General features: G+C 38.0%; 16 protein-coding genes. 6 read left to right on the forward strand and 10 right to left on the reverse strand.

What is annotated here, in order from left to right:
• Nucleotides 1–17 precede the first annotated feature (17 nt).
• Both OCU90_RS11060 and OCU90_RS11065 read right to left on the reverse strand, forming a co-directional pair.
• Nucleotides 18–695: a hypothetical protein gene (locus tag OCU90_RS11060; protein WP_061021693.1), complete on the reverse strand. Its 678-nt coding sequence runs from the start codon at nt 693–695 to the stop codon at nt 18–20.
• Nucleotides 696–713: 18 nt separating this feature from the next.
• Entirely contained in the window at nt 714–1,070 is a 357-nt protein-coding gene (locus OCU90_RS11065; RefSeq protein ID WP_061021695.1) for a hypothetical protein, read from the reverse strand.
• 253 nt (nt 1,071–1,323) lie between these two features.
• Here OCU90_RS11065 and OCU90_RS11070 point away from each other — a divergent pair, with 253 nt between their 5' ends.
• The 3 genes from OCU90_RS11070 to OCU90_RS11080 all read left to right on the forward strand — a co-directional run bounded on the left by OCU90_RS11070 (nt 1,324) and on the right by OCU90_RS11080 (nt 4,708).
• The gene (locus OCU90_RS11070) at nt 1,324–1,773 is read left to right on the forward strand and encodes a hypothetical protein (protein WP_061021697.1); all 450 of its coding nucleotides are present in this window, start codon (nt 1,324–1,326) and stop codon (nt 1,771–1,773) included.
• Nucleotides 1,774–1,859: 86 nt separating this feature from the next.
• Nucleotides 1,860–3,998, forward strand: coding sequence for a hypothetical protein (locus OCU90_RS11075; protein ID WP_061021699.1), 2,139 nt, complete (start codon nt 1,860–1,862; stop codon nt 3,996–3,998).
• A gap of 407 nt (nt 3,999–4,405) precedes the next feature.
• The gene (locus OCU90_RS11080; protein ID WP_061021701.1) at nt 4,406–4,708 is read left to right on the forward strand and encodes a hypothetical protein; all 303 of its coding nucleotides are present in this window, start codon (nt 4,406–4,408) and stop codon (nt 4,706–4,708) included.
• Nucleotides 4,709–4,827: 119 nt separating this feature from the next.
• Here the strand turns inward: OCU90_RS11080 and OCU90_RS11085 are convergent, their stop codons facing one another.
• Nucleotides 4,828–5,865, reverse strand: a complete 1,038-nt coding sequence (locus tag OCU90_RS11085; RefSeq protein ID WP_061021703.1) for a hypothetical protein — start codon at nt 5,863–5,865, stop codon at nt 4,828–4,830.
• 110 nt (nt 5,866–5,975) lie between these two features.
• On the opposite strand from OCU90_RS11085, the gene OCU90_RS11090 reads away from it, so the two are divergent.
• On the forward strand, nt 5,976–6,347 hold the full coding sequence (locus OCU90_RS11090) for a hypothetical protein (protein WP_061021705.1): 372 nt from the start codon (nt 5,976–5,978) through the stop codon (nt 6,345–6,347).
• The gene (locus OCU90_RS11095; RefSeq protein WP_143700556.1) at nt 6,344–7,066 is read left to right on the forward strand and encodes a hypothetical protein; all 723 of its coding nucleotides are present in this window, start codon (nt 6,344–6,346) and stop codon (nt 7,064–7,066) included. The genes OCU90_RS11090 and OCU90_RS11095 overlap by 4 nt, the downstream gene beginning before the upstream one ends.
• On the opposite strand, the gene OCU90_RS11100 is transcribed toward OCU90_RS11095, so the two are convergent.
• The gene (locus OCU90_RS11100) at nt 7,063–7,506 is read right to left on the reverse strand and encodes a hypothetical protein (RefSeq protein ID WP_061021709.1); all 444 of its coding nucleotides are present in this window, start codon (nt 7,504–7,506) and stop codon (nt 7,063–7,065) included. The two genes, OCU90_RS11095 and OCU90_RS11100, sit on opposite strands and share 4 nt — an antisense overlap.
• Nucleotides 7,499–8,686 carry a hypothetical protein gene (locus OCU90_RS11105; protein WP_061021711.1) on the reverse strand — a complete coding sequence of 396 codons (1,188 nt, stop codon included), beginning with the start codon at nt 8,684–8,686 and terminating at the stop codon, nt 7,499–7,501. Before OCU90_RS11105 ends, OCU90_RS11100 begins: the two co-directional genes overlap by 8 nt.
• 195 nt (nt 8,687–8,881) lie before the next feature.
• On the opposite strand from OCU90_RS11105, the gene OCU90_RS11110 reads away from it, so the two are divergent.
• A complete protein-coding gene (locus OCU90_RS11110) occupies nt 8,882–10,264 on the forward strand; it encodes a zincin-like metallopeptidase domain-containing protein (protein ID WP_061021713.1) in 1,383 nt (460 codons plus the stop codon).
• A 79-nt stretch (nt 10,265–10,343) separates the two neighbouring features.
• On the opposite strand, the gene OCU90_RS11115 is transcribed toward OCU90_RS11110, so the two are convergent.
• From OCU90_RS11115 to OCU90_RS11135, 5 genes are all read right to left on the reverse strand, one after another.
• The gene (locus OCU90_RS11115) at nt 10,344–10,667 is read right to left on the reverse strand and encodes a hypothetical protein (protein ID WP_061021714.1); all 324 of its coding nucleotides are present in this window, start codon (nt 10,665–10,667) and stop codon (nt 10,344–10,346) included.
• Between the two features lie 8 nt (nt 10,668–10,675).
• Nucleotides 10,676–10,882, reverse strand: coding sequence for a hypothetical protein (locus OCU90_RS11120; RefSeq protein ID WP_061021716.1), 207 nt, complete (start codon nt 10,880–10,882; stop codon nt 10,676–10,678).
• Between the two features lie 13 nt (nt 10,883–10,895).
• Nucleotides 10,896–11,594: a pentapeptide repeat-containing protein gene (locus OCU90_RS11125; RefSeq protein ID WP_061021718.1), complete on the reverse strand. Its 699-nt coding sequence runs from the start codon at nt 11,592–11,594 to the stop codon at nt 10,896–10,898.
• Between the two features lie 82 nt (nt 11,595–11,676).
• Nucleotides 11,677–12,600: a hypothetical protein gene (locus tag OCU90_RS11130; RefSeq protein ID WP_061021720.1), complete on the reverse strand. Its 924-nt coding sequence runs from the start codon at nt 12,598–12,600 to the stop codon at nt 11,677–11,679.
• A gap of 551 nt (nt 12,601–13,151) precedes the next feature.
• The gene (locus tag OCU90_RS11135; RefSeq protein ID WP_061021722.1) at nt 13,152–15,173 is read right to left on the reverse strand and encodes a recombinase family protein; all 2,022 of its coding nucleotides are present in this window, start codon (nt 15,171–15,173) and stop codon (nt 13,152–13,154) included.
• Between the last annotated feature and the right edge of the window lie 17 nt (nt 15,174–15,190).

The following is a 15,190-nucleotide window of genomic DNA, read 5'->3' on the forward strand; positions in this document are numbered from 1 at the left end:
ATAATCTTTTAATCTTGTTATTTTTTCAATGCTTCGTTTCGGTATACATCTTTAAATAAAAGTTTTGCGGAACCGTCCACTTTACATTCCATCTCAACATAAAAATCACCTTCTACGGGCTGTTCAAATGAACCGGCATGTTTAGGATATAATGGATTAAAATAAGCTTTAAGCGTTTGGAAATCACCAACCATCTCATAATCATTGGGATTTATTTCAACTTTCACTTCTGATACTGTGTTTGTCAAACCGCTTTCATCAACTGTTCTTGTGGTAACTTTCCATTTTGTTGATTTTGGAGAGCTTTTAACTGCACGTGTTCTATATGATTTGTAATAATAACTTTTTAACTCTCTTTTCCCAAGGTCACTAATGCAGTCTTCTTGAGTTTTGAACTTTGCATTATACAGTGCCATTGTTTTATCTTTGTCTATTAACAATGTCGTTTGAGGGTGATGACCACGTGAAAAAGGGTGTTTCTTAACTTCGTCCGCATCGTAGTAGAACATTTCCACACCATCTACTTCTTGTGTTTTAGTTGGTTCAATCTTCTCCAAGCTTTCTACTGAAAATGAACCAAAATTAAAACGTTTTTCTTTTTCATACGCTCTTTCATGCTTTGACGCCGCAAATGTAGATGTTGACATTAATATCGCAACACCAAAAATTGCACATGACTTTATATTTTTAACCACTTTGCACTCTCCATTATTTTAAACGGTTTTTCTTTTTTTTGATTCGATTAAGTAATTCATCACTAAACGGTGGAAATATTGCCTTGCACTAATCTGAACACCATAATCTCTATACTTTTCATTTATACTTTCAAAATGCTTTGCTATTAAACTCGTTTTCTTTAACTTTACATTTCGATTTCTTGATAAATCAAGTTCTTCTGTATAAATGTTTTCATTTTGTTCAATTGCTTTATGTACAACAAAAAGAATGAGTTTCCTATCATCCATTGTTGAAAAAATAGGATCAAGAGAGCGATACATTTCTAAGTATTGTGATAAATCATCACTAACCGCCACATTGTAATATTCCGTCTCTTTTCGAACAAATGACATAAACAATTTACCTGATGCGATTTATTTCCCATTAGATTATCAGGACCAAACCAGGTTTCAAGGGACCTGATATAGATTTTCCTAAATAATGGAGAGACCGAAACCATTGCTGCCCCAATCGCTCCATTGGACTAAAAACATGTTATTAACGCTATTGAATATATTATTCTGGAACAATATATTGAAAAGTGTAATCAATAAAAAACCTCAATAATTAATCGGTTTTGAATAATCGAAATAATAAGGATTAAAAATGTCCATTGAAAAAAGCGTTGCTTCATTAAAAAAAGTTAAGACCATTGATGATGTTAAAGCGCTACCACTTCAAGTAAAATCAATTGCACTCAGCGGCATTCTAATACTTGTACTCTTACTCTCTACTTTGTTTTCTGGAGGTCACGATTTTGAAGGCGACTATGTGTTAGACCTTTCAAAATATTCTGAGAAGCAAGCCCGTAAATTATCAAGGTTCCCTGATAAGATGAACGTATTTTCTCTCCACGGTGACGAAGCAATCATTGCAGGCGATAAATTATTGCTGGATGTGCTGAGTTACGAAGGTGACGATTACCAGATTCAAATGACCAAAGGTGAACAAACTGTGGGGGGAACCATAACTCTCTTAGAAGAAGGAAAGATTCACATCAAAGGGAGTGAGTTCGGTACACGCGGTTCAGGTTGGTATTTAAAGCCAAAACCTTAACTCCCTTCTGACGTGAGCGATTTCATTTAAGATATTGACATCGATTTGTGTCATGGTAGGACATAAGTAAACAAGGAAGTTTACTTATGATCGTGAAAATGAAGAAAGTCGCTTTTTCCTGCGACAATAAACGAAGAGGAAAAAACACAGGTTCCTTAACCAATCACATCCTTTATCTCATCACAGATAAGAAGACTAAACGCTACTCCGACAAGCGTTGTAATCTCTCTTTTGATCTAAACCCAAATCAGCCCGATTTAGGCGCATTACTGGCGCATAAAGGCGCATCTCTCCGCCAGCCTGAACTGTCAGAGTTAATGAATACTTACTGTTTAGAACAGCACCGCTACATCACCCAGCATTACGTGAAAAACAGCCGTAAATCCAAGCAACTTGACGATTACCAAGAGTGTTTAGCCCCTCAGAAACTGTTCAACTATCAAGGCTCATTGAGCTTTACCCAAGCGGAATACCAAAGGTTACTCAAAGCATCTGGTGGGAATGAAACACAAGCCAAATCGATGATGGAAAACATCACTCGTCAATTCCTTGCAAGTTATTACAACCAGATCAAAAAAGAGCAGAGAATCAAGGGGAAAAAGACCAAGTCAGAAGATATTGAATTAGCTATAAACTTTCACATTGAAGGAGAAGCGAATCCACATATTCATTTTTACACTCACGCCTATTGCCCCACGACCAAGCGTTATATGAACCCACGTTATTTTTCTGAAACAAAGCAAAAGGTTCATAAGCAGATTGAACGACAATTCAACCAATATTTAGAACAAGGCATTGCGACAGGTCAACAGAAAAGCCAAGCCAAATCTGCACGTAGAGAGTATCTGGCATATCTTTTCGGACATAGCCAGAGCTGGTTTGAGGTAAAGCGTTCTTTTCGTGAGTTAGAACATCTGATCAATGAAGTCTTAAACGGTGACAAACCACTACAAGCTAAAATCACTGAATTGAAGAAGAAAGGGTTGTCGATCAACATTAAGCCCAACCAACAGCTTGAAATACAGCAGCAATCTATGCCAGTAATATTCACAATTGATACCTTCATTAACCGTAATTTGAAACAAAATCTTCATCGTTTCGCAAAACAATCCCACTTTGAACAGCAAAGCCAGCGTTACGGCAACACAACGCCAGTCGCAAAGATGGAAACGGTACTGTTAAACAACCTTAACGCAGTGAATAAGGTGCTTTCTCAAAAGTTAGGACAAATACCACCAAGTGAACACAAGGAAGCCAAAAACAAGGCATTTAAGACGTTCTATGAGCGATGCCTTGGCACAGGCGTATTAGTGAATTTAAACAAGCAGCATCACTTGTCGTTTCATAAACTGGATGAGAATAAGCAAGTGAGCAGCCAAAACAACCTTAAAGCCACGAAATATAACGCTTCTCTGTTCAACTCGCCAGAGTTATCAGGCAAAGAGATAGCGCAGCAGTTTGACTTAGATTTAGATGATATTCGCCAGCACCAATGCGAGTTAATGGAGCTTATGCCACGCACTATCAACTATCGCAAGGTGGTGTTTTTCAACATGGACAACCAGCAGAACAACCACGTCTATCAAGAGTATTTTCATCTGAACCGTTACCAGTCGCTCTTTGATTATTTAGGGTTGGAAGTGTTTGAAGATAAGGATAAAACAACGGTATTGAACCGCAAAGGTGAATCACTGATCCAGATAAAACAGACCGATGCAAACAATTCAATTATAACGATGAATACGTTGCACGCCCCAAGTGCAGCCAAAGTTTTACACTCGATGTTGGTTCGTGAGGCGAAGTCTTTAGCCGAAGGTCAAGCAATCTTCATCAGACCAACCAAATACGCTTTTAGGCGACAGCATTTGAGGTATTTACACCTTGAAGTGATGTTCTCTACCGACAAGCACAGCCAGAGGATTGTGGTTGAGTATGACAATATGAACAGCGACAAAAAGCTACAAAAAATGATTGATGAAAAGTTAGAGCACGAGTTGACTCGATTTGAGAAGAACTTTGTTAAATACAGCCAGAAAAACCCTGAAAAGTATCAGTTTGGTGAAGCGGTAGGCACACATTTATTTGAAAGTGAACATCTGAATAAAGAGCAGCGTGAGCGTGTAAAGAAGCAGATAGAAAGGCAGAAACAACGCTTAGAACGATATAAGATTCAAACGATTAAAACCCATGAAGTTAGGTTATCAACCCAAAAGCTAAAGCGATAAAAAAGATAGCCAATAGCACAGCTACCCCGTAGAAAAGGTAAGTAAGTCCTACGAATAATGGCTATTGAAGTAGTAAAACAGACACAAATATCAACTTGAACTTCATCTACTTGTTTCTGAATAGCCCTAAACATCATTAACTATTTTTCTAATATGAGAGACTGTTTAAGCCCTGTTGTAGCTATTGTTTATCATTTGCACGGTTAATTAATAAAATTAAATCATTTGATAAATCAATTAATAAATTGCTCCAGAAAAGATTTTAGGAGGGGTATAAAAGAAAGGTGATGTAAATCACAATGCTCTTATTTTTCAGTAATCATCGTGCTATATCATTGTTTTTTAAGGTTGAAACACACAGCATCTCAGTATATTTTTTATTGACAAGCAAACTATGGACTTAGGATATGAACAAAGCTAATTTTTTAGACTACTTGTCTGTGCAATTTGATATCTATAATCAACTATCTGACAAAGCCACTCAAAACGAAGCCAAACAATTCATTAACGGTATGATGACTGCTTCACGATTTTTTGGTGTTTCTTATCCTGAGCTGCAAGCCGCTATCCCTTCAGAGTTGAAGCTTTGTAATGAAGAGGTTGACGCTAAGCCAACTATAGAAGAACATTTTCAATCCAAGGATTTAAGCTCTCCGACATTTCATCGCCAAGGCAAGAGAGTTGTTGGTTTATACCGTAAAAAACAATAATACGTTGAGATTTGATTGCTTAAACATTTAGACATTTGTCGATAACTCTACAGACTGCCTCTGTAGAGGATACCATCCTAACTTAGTTTGACGTTTAGAGTGAAAGTAACTTAGATACCTTAACGGCTTTTAGGCTTTGCTGTTGAGAATTGTTTCAGCTCAAACATCGATTTATCTAAACACTCCGTGTGGTAACACAACAAGTAATAGCTCAACAATCGAGTTATTAGCTCAACCCATCGTTGAGACAGTAATAACGCTTCGAAACGGTCTTCAGCCAGCATAATTTGATCCCAGCCAATCTCATCAAGTGCATCAGTAAACGCTCGTTGAGCCAACTCTTTGTTTTTATCAACGCCCAGATCATCAAGCAATGGATTGTAAGTATTAATATGTGAAATGCGTTCAATCAGAGCTTTGCAGAACTGCTTTAAACTTACCTCAAAATCACAGCGATAGAATAATCGTTCAACTTGTCGGTCAGTATCTAATGACGCAACAGCTTCTTGAAATCCGTTCTTTGCACCTTGCTCCAGCGCCCATCGCATTTCTTTAGGAATGGGCATTTTCAACCAGTATCGTGTGTCACAGTGGTTATTGATAATGAATATCAAACCAGCCTGAGTTTGTGGTTTGAGTACGATATTTTTTCCTTGTTCATTACCACAACTCATGAACTCTCCTTGTTTGAATTTTACGGTCAAAGTTTGGTCGGCATAACGCTTCAAATCATCACTGAAACCTTGCTTCCAGTCATTATGTAGATAATCACGGCAAGTCTTGAAAAACGCCTTGTCCAACGTAAAAGTGCAAAGGCAGGGAAACGGTGTCGCAGTATTAAAATCAAACAGTCTATCGTTGTTTGATAATACTTGTGCTCGCAAACGATCGACCTCTGGTTGGTTACCAATTAAATCAACCTTAATCTCTTGATTTTCTTTTTGCTCGTCAATCAGCTTTTGAATATGATGCAACGTGATCTTCACTCTCTGCTGAACTGACGATAGAGACTGCGCCTCTTCCAATTTTGAAGGGTATTTCTCTACTAACACAGTCCAACTTTTGGGTGTGTTTTCTTCAATTTTAACAACAAGACCACAGTAATATTCTCGCTTTTCCAGCTCTTTAATTTCTCGTAATAGTGCTTCTTTATCCATAAGAACTCCTTATATTCTGGACTCATACACGTGTTATCACGCCAGCGAAATATTGCAAATTACACAGTCCGTGGTAAATCAATAAGAGGTTATTCAAACAAGGAGAGTTTATGAGTTGGAGTATCGAGCAGATCGAAGATCAGCTAAACAAAGAAGAACTGAAAGGCGTGATTGATTTGATTGCGAACCAAAGCGATTTTGAAGTGTTATTTGAACAAGAGCTATGTAAACAAGGCATAACAAAGAAGAGCTTCAATCGCCAGTTTTTCAGAGCAAAGCAGCAAATGGACGCTGTGCGTTTACCAGCTTACCAACAAGCGTTGATTCAGGCTGAGAAGGTCAGCGAAGCGGATCGTTTGTTCTTGGTCGATTTTTTCAAACCGTTGGTCAAAAAATACCAGTGTTTGCTGGCGTATCAAGATAAGACTGAAGAGCAGAAAATTACTGATTTTATTCAGAGAAAAGCTCAGGGAGGTCAATGATGAAATCTATAATTAATCTACTGAATAATTACACTTCAAACCTTACTATCGAAGATATTTGTCTGCTATCTGACTATGATTATGAAGCGTTTTTGCAGCAGTACAAAAAGTTATTGTATATCAATGCGATGAGACAATACTGGCTTGCTACAGCTAAACGAAAGCGCAGCCACGGCAATATCAAAGAGTTTAAAACTTATCACAAAGCACAACAGCTTTTTTATCAAAAAGTAACAGAAGAGTTTCACCTTAGAACAGGTATTGACCCCACCCAGTCCTACGGTATTACTGAGCTTTATGATGCGATGGTAGAAAGACATTCGCATTTCCACATAGCGAAAACAGTCTATGCGGATAATCTGCTCACTGCGATTCAATACACCCGTTGCAATACCGAACTATGGCAAAGATTTAAACAAGAGCTGGTTTCTATCGGTATCGATTTTAAAGACGTATCACAACTACTTACAGCGTTGCATTATTCTGATGAAACGGCTTATCAAAAAGCAACTGACAGGATGGTGAATAGTTTTCGTGAATTTTACCAATACGAAACGGAGCGAGACTTTGAGACGCTGGTAATGGAAGCGATGAGTTTTGGGCAAATATTTCAACACTGTACACCGTGTTTTAAGATCTACAATCTGCGTATCACCTTCCCAGAAATCTACGTCATTAAGGGGTGTTTATCTCAAGCCATAGCCACACAGAACAATTAACCAAGCCTCAAACGAGGCTTTGTTTGACTTTGCTTTGACAGCTTAACAAGGAACAGATCATCTATCACCTTTTCACACACAACATAGAACGTTGTCACTGATGGATGCGCCAATATCGACTCTAACCTTTTATTACAATCAGTCGATCCAAAACCATACCAGAAAGTATAAGGCTCATTCTGGCATTGAAACTGACAAGTCATAAACGCTTGTTTAACCGCTTGTAATACTTCATCGACCTTGTCCTTTTGCTGCTCCTGAACCGCTTCAACCAGAACCAGATTCAAACGCTCAAACATCGATGATACAAACGGCTCATTCAAATCAAGATACGCATTTTCAAAAGCGGAATAATCGTCTTGTGCTGTGAGTATTGTTTCGAAATCACTATCAAATAAATGACCAAAGAAACTCAGCGTTAATAGTTCTTTCTTAGTCATAACGTAGCCCCTTCGAGCGTTTCACCTGACGTTTTACAATCTTGGGTTCGTTATCAAGACCTTCTTGAACTTCTCTTTTCAGCTCGGCTATGGCTTGCTCTTCGTAATTTGGCACTGATACATCGTTTGGGACTGGTTGAACCACGTCCAATTCAACCCCTTCAAATGGATTGTTTTGCTCTTTAACCGACACATAGTCAGGAGAACAAGCTTGCAGCACTGTCAGTTTGATACGCTGATCGACCTTTTGACCTACCGTGATCTGTTCCAAGTTAAACAACGCATCTTGTTTGATTACTTCCAGTGCTAAACGCAGATTTTCATGACTCAATTCTTGATACGGGAAAGAATGAATGTGTTTGTCTTTGACGACCAACAAAGCGTTAATCAATTCATCAATATTGGGACTTTTACCTAATAACACGCCATTCGCTGTAACAGGCGAAGCAAGAGGTTTAGACTTACCGTTGTGATAATAAACACTCTTTTTCTGTGCTGTATCACTATGCAATCCCAGATACTCATCCAGCCATTCTTTTTGTTGTTTTAAGTCGAAATAGTCCTTGATCATCGTTCTGCTATCGCCAGTGGAAATAATTGAATTGCAATGCAACTGACGAAGGGCATCCAGCGAGAGAATTTCATCAGCACCTTTCGACTCTTCTAACACATCAAAATCCACATCAGGCAGTGCTTCACCATTGAAACTCGACAAAACCTTATCGGCAAAATAGAACCCTTTCGGTACATCAACACTTGAACCAATCACAACTTGGTTTGCTGGGTAGTTCTGCTTAATCTCAGCCATTATTTGTGGGTTTAATGGCACTGACTGATTAAATGAGTCAAAAACCCAATCAGGTAAATCAAAGCCATTGTCAGCCAGATATAAACCAATCTGCTCGTGATTTTGATACTCCATTAGCATAGATTTATACAAGTCATATTGTTCGAAACTAAACAACATTTGAGCTGCAAATGGGCTGCGCTCTTCCAGAATTAGCTCTGGTCTTAACTCGTCATTTTCATAGAAATACTGCAACAAGCCAGCCACAACATTCTTATCACCAGAGCCTTCCAACGTCTTGGCAAAAGCAACGTATTGTTCGAACAACTCAGGACGTTGCTCAAGCAACAATTTGCTCTTCTGTATCATCAATTGGGTATACGCATTTCTCATCCTTTTTTCCTCCATTCGTTACTAAATGGATACCACAAATCGAGCTTTTCACAAGAGTCTGATCATTTTTCTAACCCCCAAACAAGCAAAAAACCAATACCTAAAAGAAAAACTAACCATCAATAATTTCAGTAACTTGGAGATAAGAAAAAGCGTGCTAACACATAAAGAAGCTCATCAAAAAAGGAGTTATTTATGAGTAAATCCAAATCGAGTGCCGCTGGCAGCACTAAGAACAAAAAAAGCCAGCAAGACCAAGTATTAGACAGGCTGTTCGACTTTTTCTCTAAACCCAAAGGTGAAAAACCAAGCTCTGACAGTGATGTTGAAGTGAGTTTTTATCGTTCTAACTTAAGCGCTTTACCTCTGAATATATTTGGCAATGAATACAATGGAATTAACATCGTTATGCTTTTAGAAGCGCAGCAAAATAGCGCAACCAAGGTGCCGATCTACAGCACGTTCAAGCAAGCCTCTGAACTACTTGAAAAGCACAAAGACCAACTACCCGAAAAATCTGACAACTTTGACCCAGACAAACCATTGAAAGGCATAAAGCTTGAAAATGTCGTGGTGAAATATCTGGAAAATTACGCTAAGGACGGTGAGAAAATAAGCAAGACACAATTCGAGAAGATGACCAAAGGTATGAGCTTTAAAGAGATGAAAGACAAAGGATTTGAAGCGAAGCGTGGGCTGCGTGGTTATCGTGTTTTTCCTATTGAAAATATCAAACACTTACTGGCTCAATCATACATTGACGAACAACCTTATTTCGCTAAGCAAGAGGCGTTAGCCAATCAGACCATGAGTGAAGAAGAGCAAGATTCAATTTTTATTCAAAAAGGACAGGTCATCATTGACGCTATGGGCGTTCCCGTCATTGAGAAAGACGAAGACCGAGCTTATTACAGCGTCAAAGAAGACCATATCGTCATACCGCCAAGAGATAAGTTCAAAAGCGATAAGGCTCGGTATGCCATACTGCTTCATGAGATTTGCCACAGCACTGGTCATCCATCCAGATTAGATAGAAAGTTAGGTAGTCCGTTTGGATCACTGCCATACTCGAAAGAAGAGCTAATTTCAGAGACAGCAACACTATTTATGTGTCTTGACCAAGGGTTAGAAACGTTCAATTCCCATGCCGCTTATCTTGAAAGCTGGACGCACCAGTTTGCAGATCAAAAGAAAGCGTTACTATCTGTTTGCAAACAAGCCAAAGAAGCTCAGAACTACATCACTGCACAAGTGAAAAGCTACACGCTGAAATTGGAGCAAGAGACACAACGAATTGATTTAACAGACCAATCTCAGCACTTATTACAAGCCTATTTCAAGGAAGAAGCAGAGTTTGATGAGCAATTTACGCCACTAATTGGAAAGCATATCACTGGTATTCGTGAGATAGAGAACGGTCTGGAACTCGTAACCGACAATAATTACCGATATAAGCTCGACAGAACCGCTTCTAAGCCACTTTCTCGCAAGGTAGATGAATTGATACAAGCAGACAAAAAGAAGGTCGAAATGGAGCGTTTAAGCGTGGAACAGCCGAAGAGACGATTGACGATATAATGAAAAGACCGCTTGATGCGGTCTTTTAGTATGTTAGATAAAGTATTGCCGTGAACTGATACACGAGCACTCCTAATGTTTAATATTGATGTAAATCTCGATAGAAAGTGAGTAAGTCTAACTGGTCAACGTCACAATCGTCACTGGTGTTTTGTAACTCATGCTCAACCATTCTGATATGATCGAAAGTTAAAGCGTCATGGAATATCAAACTCTCAATCACCTTCACTCTTGTGTATTTTGGTAGCATAGAGAACATCAGCGTTTTATGCGTGACACTTAAATCGTTAGCGACACGCTCAACCACCCACGTATCGCATTGGCTATGCTCTTCGATTTTACTCAAATACTTCTGCTCAATAATCGCTTGAGCTTTTTGCTCAATACTTGTCATTAATTCCATATCATCTCCTATTGTTGTGGAACATAAACTTGTTTAATTTCATAGACTAACTGCCACGTTGAATAACAGTCATTACACTCAACATCTTGATTCAGATAATCACCATTGCACTCTGTTTCACCAGCACTGTAATCACTTGAACCGCAGCGCCAGCAACTTGGCTCACTTGTTACATCGACTAACTCATCGAAAGGTAATTTGTTGTAATTACACATCTCTCACCCCCTCCTATTGGTTTGTTTGTTGTTGGGTAACATAGCCATAAGTCGTTTCAAAAAGCGGCAGATACGCTGCTTCTGAGATCACGCCATTTAGCTTTGGCTTTATGAACTGCTCACAAAGTCTGACTAACTGAGATTTATTTTTAAACCCTTGACGCATCAGGTAAGAGATCAGCTTCAACATAGCGTTTGACGCAATATCCTCATCGATAGTGTTATCTACATTGATTGCGATTGCTCTCTGAGGGAAGCCTACATTCACATTGATATTGTTGTCTTCAAACCCATCAGCTCGCTCCCTTGCATACAGCAGGTTTACCCCTTCAAAATCACACTGCTTGAACGTTGCTGAATACATAAACGTCTCAACGAACAGCGCATCGGTAAAATCGCAGTCTTTGATTTCGGTATACTCAAAAGTGGCATTAGACAAATCAGCACCACTAAAATCACAGTTCTTGATCACTGAACCGCAGAAGTTGGCACCTTGAAGGTTCAATTCTGTCAAATCCAAACGCTCTAAATGCAAACACTCAAAGTCCCTTACATTCAGTAAAATCATAGCTACGACTACTGAACGGGTCACTGGCTTGTCAGTCTTGAAGAACAGAGCCGTTTGCTCAAATAGATACTGTGAATCTTCTCGCTTCAGAGCTTCCAACTCTTGCTGTATCATTGTTGAAATATCAATATTTTCTTTTTTCATAATCAGTCCTCTCGTTATTTATTAGATTATTTAGGGTGTAAAAAGCCCCACCCTGTGGGCGTAAATACTTCATATAATTTCTTTAATTAATTAGGGTGTTGAGATTATTAGTTAAATCGATTTCTTTAACTAATACCCACCTACTTCCTTGTTGGTGGTCTTGATATTCTCCTTGATAATATCTTTTTGCCCTGAGGTTTCGGTAAAAAGGAACTCGATACTTTATCTTTCTCTTAGGGTTATTGCCTTTATTTTCTTGCTTAGATCCAAATAAGGTCGAACCTCGATATCGCAGTTTAGATGAGCCTTTTGGTAGCTTTAGTGCTGATTGAGGGAACCCACTCACTAACTTCTTACCTTCCGTTGCTGAGTTGTAGATGCAGAGTGAAACCACAATCTTAATCATCTGTTTTTTTAACCTTTCCAAGTAGACTAACTCTTGCTGTTCGAAATCTATTTTTTCAATATCGGAAAGAAAAACTCGCTGATCCATAATCCCAATACCATCAATGGGATAGCTAATTTTCAGCACTTTCTCATCTCTATCTTTGTGTTCCATCAACCAATCATTGATATAATCAGTACGACCTTCATCTAAGCTAAAAACATCGAACCACTCTTGTGCATTTCGAATTGATACCAAACAGTTCTTAACTTCTTGACCTTCAATATACGTCCCTTCAGGAAATGAAATAGAGAATGTTTCAAATGGTCTTTGTATACTGTCACTTTTAAATGAAAACTTTGCGACTTTCAGTGTGTGCAAAACTTCAAAATCATCAATAAAAATAGTAGGCGAACTTAATTCTGCCCAAGAACTCTCTTCTTTCAAAAGAAATAAAGAATAAAGGGTGTCTTCATTATATTCATCAATACTATCGATACAAAATCCGTAAAAATCTTCATGTGTTACTTCCTTTTTCCCAAAAGCATCTCTTAATAACCTCTTACCTTTACCCGAAGATTTAAAATTGTCTAAACACGTATTATAAATTGAATGTTTCATTACTTCCTCTCTTAGTTTGATTAATTTAGGGTGCAAAAATCCCCACCCTGTGGGCGTAAATATTAAGTTTTTTATTTATGTTGTGATGAAAACCAATTGTCTCTGGCGACAAGCGCACAGCGATACTGGTTATCAGCAAGCAATAAGAGGACGGTATGACAACAACTAAGACGTAGTTCCTATTCAGCAGATAGATCTATCCCTGCACTTTGAATGAACAAAGCGAACAATGATCCTTGCGGAAAAGAGTAATACTTAGATTGTTGAACATAAATCTGCACATTGCAGAAAAGCCGTTCTTGCTTAATATTTTGGCGGTAGAAGTGGCGTACCACGACTATCAATTTTGAGAGGAAGAAAAAGTGATTAGCTTTTTCAACGTTGGAGATACTAACATCAACAATAGAGAAAAGTCAATGTTTATTTTCGATTTGTGTCAAGTTTTATTTTTCATTTTAAAACAATTTTAAGATTTCTTTTCCTATCAGTTAGATACAAAGGATTGAAGGAGCATTGACCCAACAATCCCTTTGCTTCTACCAATTTAAACTTTACTCATAGATCTCTTGCGACTGGTCGATTTGGTGTTTTAGTTTCAGGTATTTAGCAGGGTTCTCTTGGTAATACTGAGCCATTCCATCTAATTGTGGATACTTACCGCTTTCAAGACCATCAAGGTAGTCTGTCGGTAAGATAACCGTTTTTTTATAGTCAATCGAACCTACAAGCTTTTCAGTTTCTAATGTAGGCAAGAAATCAAATAACTCAGAATCAACCAGTTTTCTATCCACAGGTATAAATCTTGAATATCCATCGATAAAAACCACACGAATAAAACTTAGTCCAAATGGGTTATCCGCGTCTTTTTTATTAATTAAACTCATCGACTTTATAATTTTCTTAAACTCAATATTAAGTTTTTCTCTTTTTTCAACATCTTTTTTTTCAGATACAATATCAATAAGTTCATAAATCGAGTCATTAGTATTGCTCCCCCTTTTGTGGCGCATATTGATAGCTAATATGTCACTTTCAATACTTTTAACCTGACTTTCATACTGTTGGATTTGCATTTCTTTTTTTGAGTAATCATGTTGAACTTTTTCAAGCAAAGACGGGATAGTGATATTGGAAATATTACTAACTAATTGATCTATATCTACTTGCAATTGCGCTTTCAAAAGGTTTAATTGATATTGCTTGTGTTGTAGCTTAGTAACCTCTTTTATCACTGCACTATCATCAACTTGATTTCCAAGCACTCGGCCTATGTTAATATTTCTACAATATCTCAACAAATTGTACTCAAAGTACTCAACACGATATGTATATGCATTACATTTTCCAGAACGAGAATAACTGCATACTAAGTTCGAGTGTCTACCTGGTCGCTTATCATCGTTTACAACATAACTAAACCCACACTTAGGGCATTTCAAAATCCCTTGTGCAATATTTGCAATTCGCTTATTCGGTTTGGTGTTTGATTGCTTCCTTGCACCCATCATCTTTCTCAACATAAGAAGCTCAATATCTGACAACAGAGCAGGGTAAAAACCTTTTGCCGTATAAACTGGGATGCGAACCTTTTTACCTAATTTTTTTCTTTCATAAAGACCTTGTTGAACATCCTTTTCAGTTGGGTAGTAATCCTTATGAAAGATGAGATTACCAATCAACGATTCATTGCTATCATCTGTCAATGTCTGGTAGAAGGTATGTGTTTGGAAGCCTTTCTTAACAGCTTGTCTCTTAGTAAACTCCACGTTAAACTCACCGTTAGTAATCGCATCATTCAAACGTCTGATAGATGACGTGAGACCATAACCTTCGAGCATTCTGTCTAAGAAAAACTTCATGGCTTTTCTGTTCTCTTCTATAAACTCAAAACCTCGATCATCTGACTTTGGCTTGAGCCACCAAGGACACGTTTTCGTTGGGTTCAAAGGATATTGAAGACCTTGTCTTTTATCTTTTGGAGCATCAAAGTAATCCATAACTTCTTGACGTTTTTTAGACCAGTTTTCACGATGTCGCATTTCTTTCATACGGCTTTCGTTGTGAGAACGTGAAAGCGTTAAAAGTGCCGAAAACAGATCTAACATCCCCATATCTGATTTAAGAGAATTTAACGAGTAAACTTTTTGTTCGTTTTCTGCCACCACCACGATATTGCAGTATTCAACCAAATCTAAGAATAATTTATTGGCTGTATGAAGATCAGAACGTGTCAGACGGTCAAGCGATTCGATAAAGAAGAATGTGTTTATCTCCCCTTTCTCATTATAAACTTTGGGAAGATCGCCACTTTTGAAGAGTTTTATCAGTTCCGATAACGAACCTTGTGTCATATTTTTACCGCGATAGGCTGACACACCACGATCCTTAAGTGAGATGATATCGTTGAGAGGAATACCATGAGCTTCACAAAAATCAATGACATATCTTTGAGTCAATTCATCTTGTCGATATTCTGACAAACCTTCTTTTTGAATGTTTGTAGAAAATCTTGTGTAAGTGATTACTACGGGTATTACATTCGATACCGATAACTTTATCTCATTGATTTTCATACTTTTAACTGACCAAA

Origin of the sequence: Vibrio splendidus (assembly GCF_024347615.1) — a bacterium.
In the GTDB taxonomy this organism is placed as follows: Bacteria; Pseudomonadota; Gammaproteobacteria; order Enterobacterales; family Vibrionaceae; genus Vibrio; species Vibrio splendidus.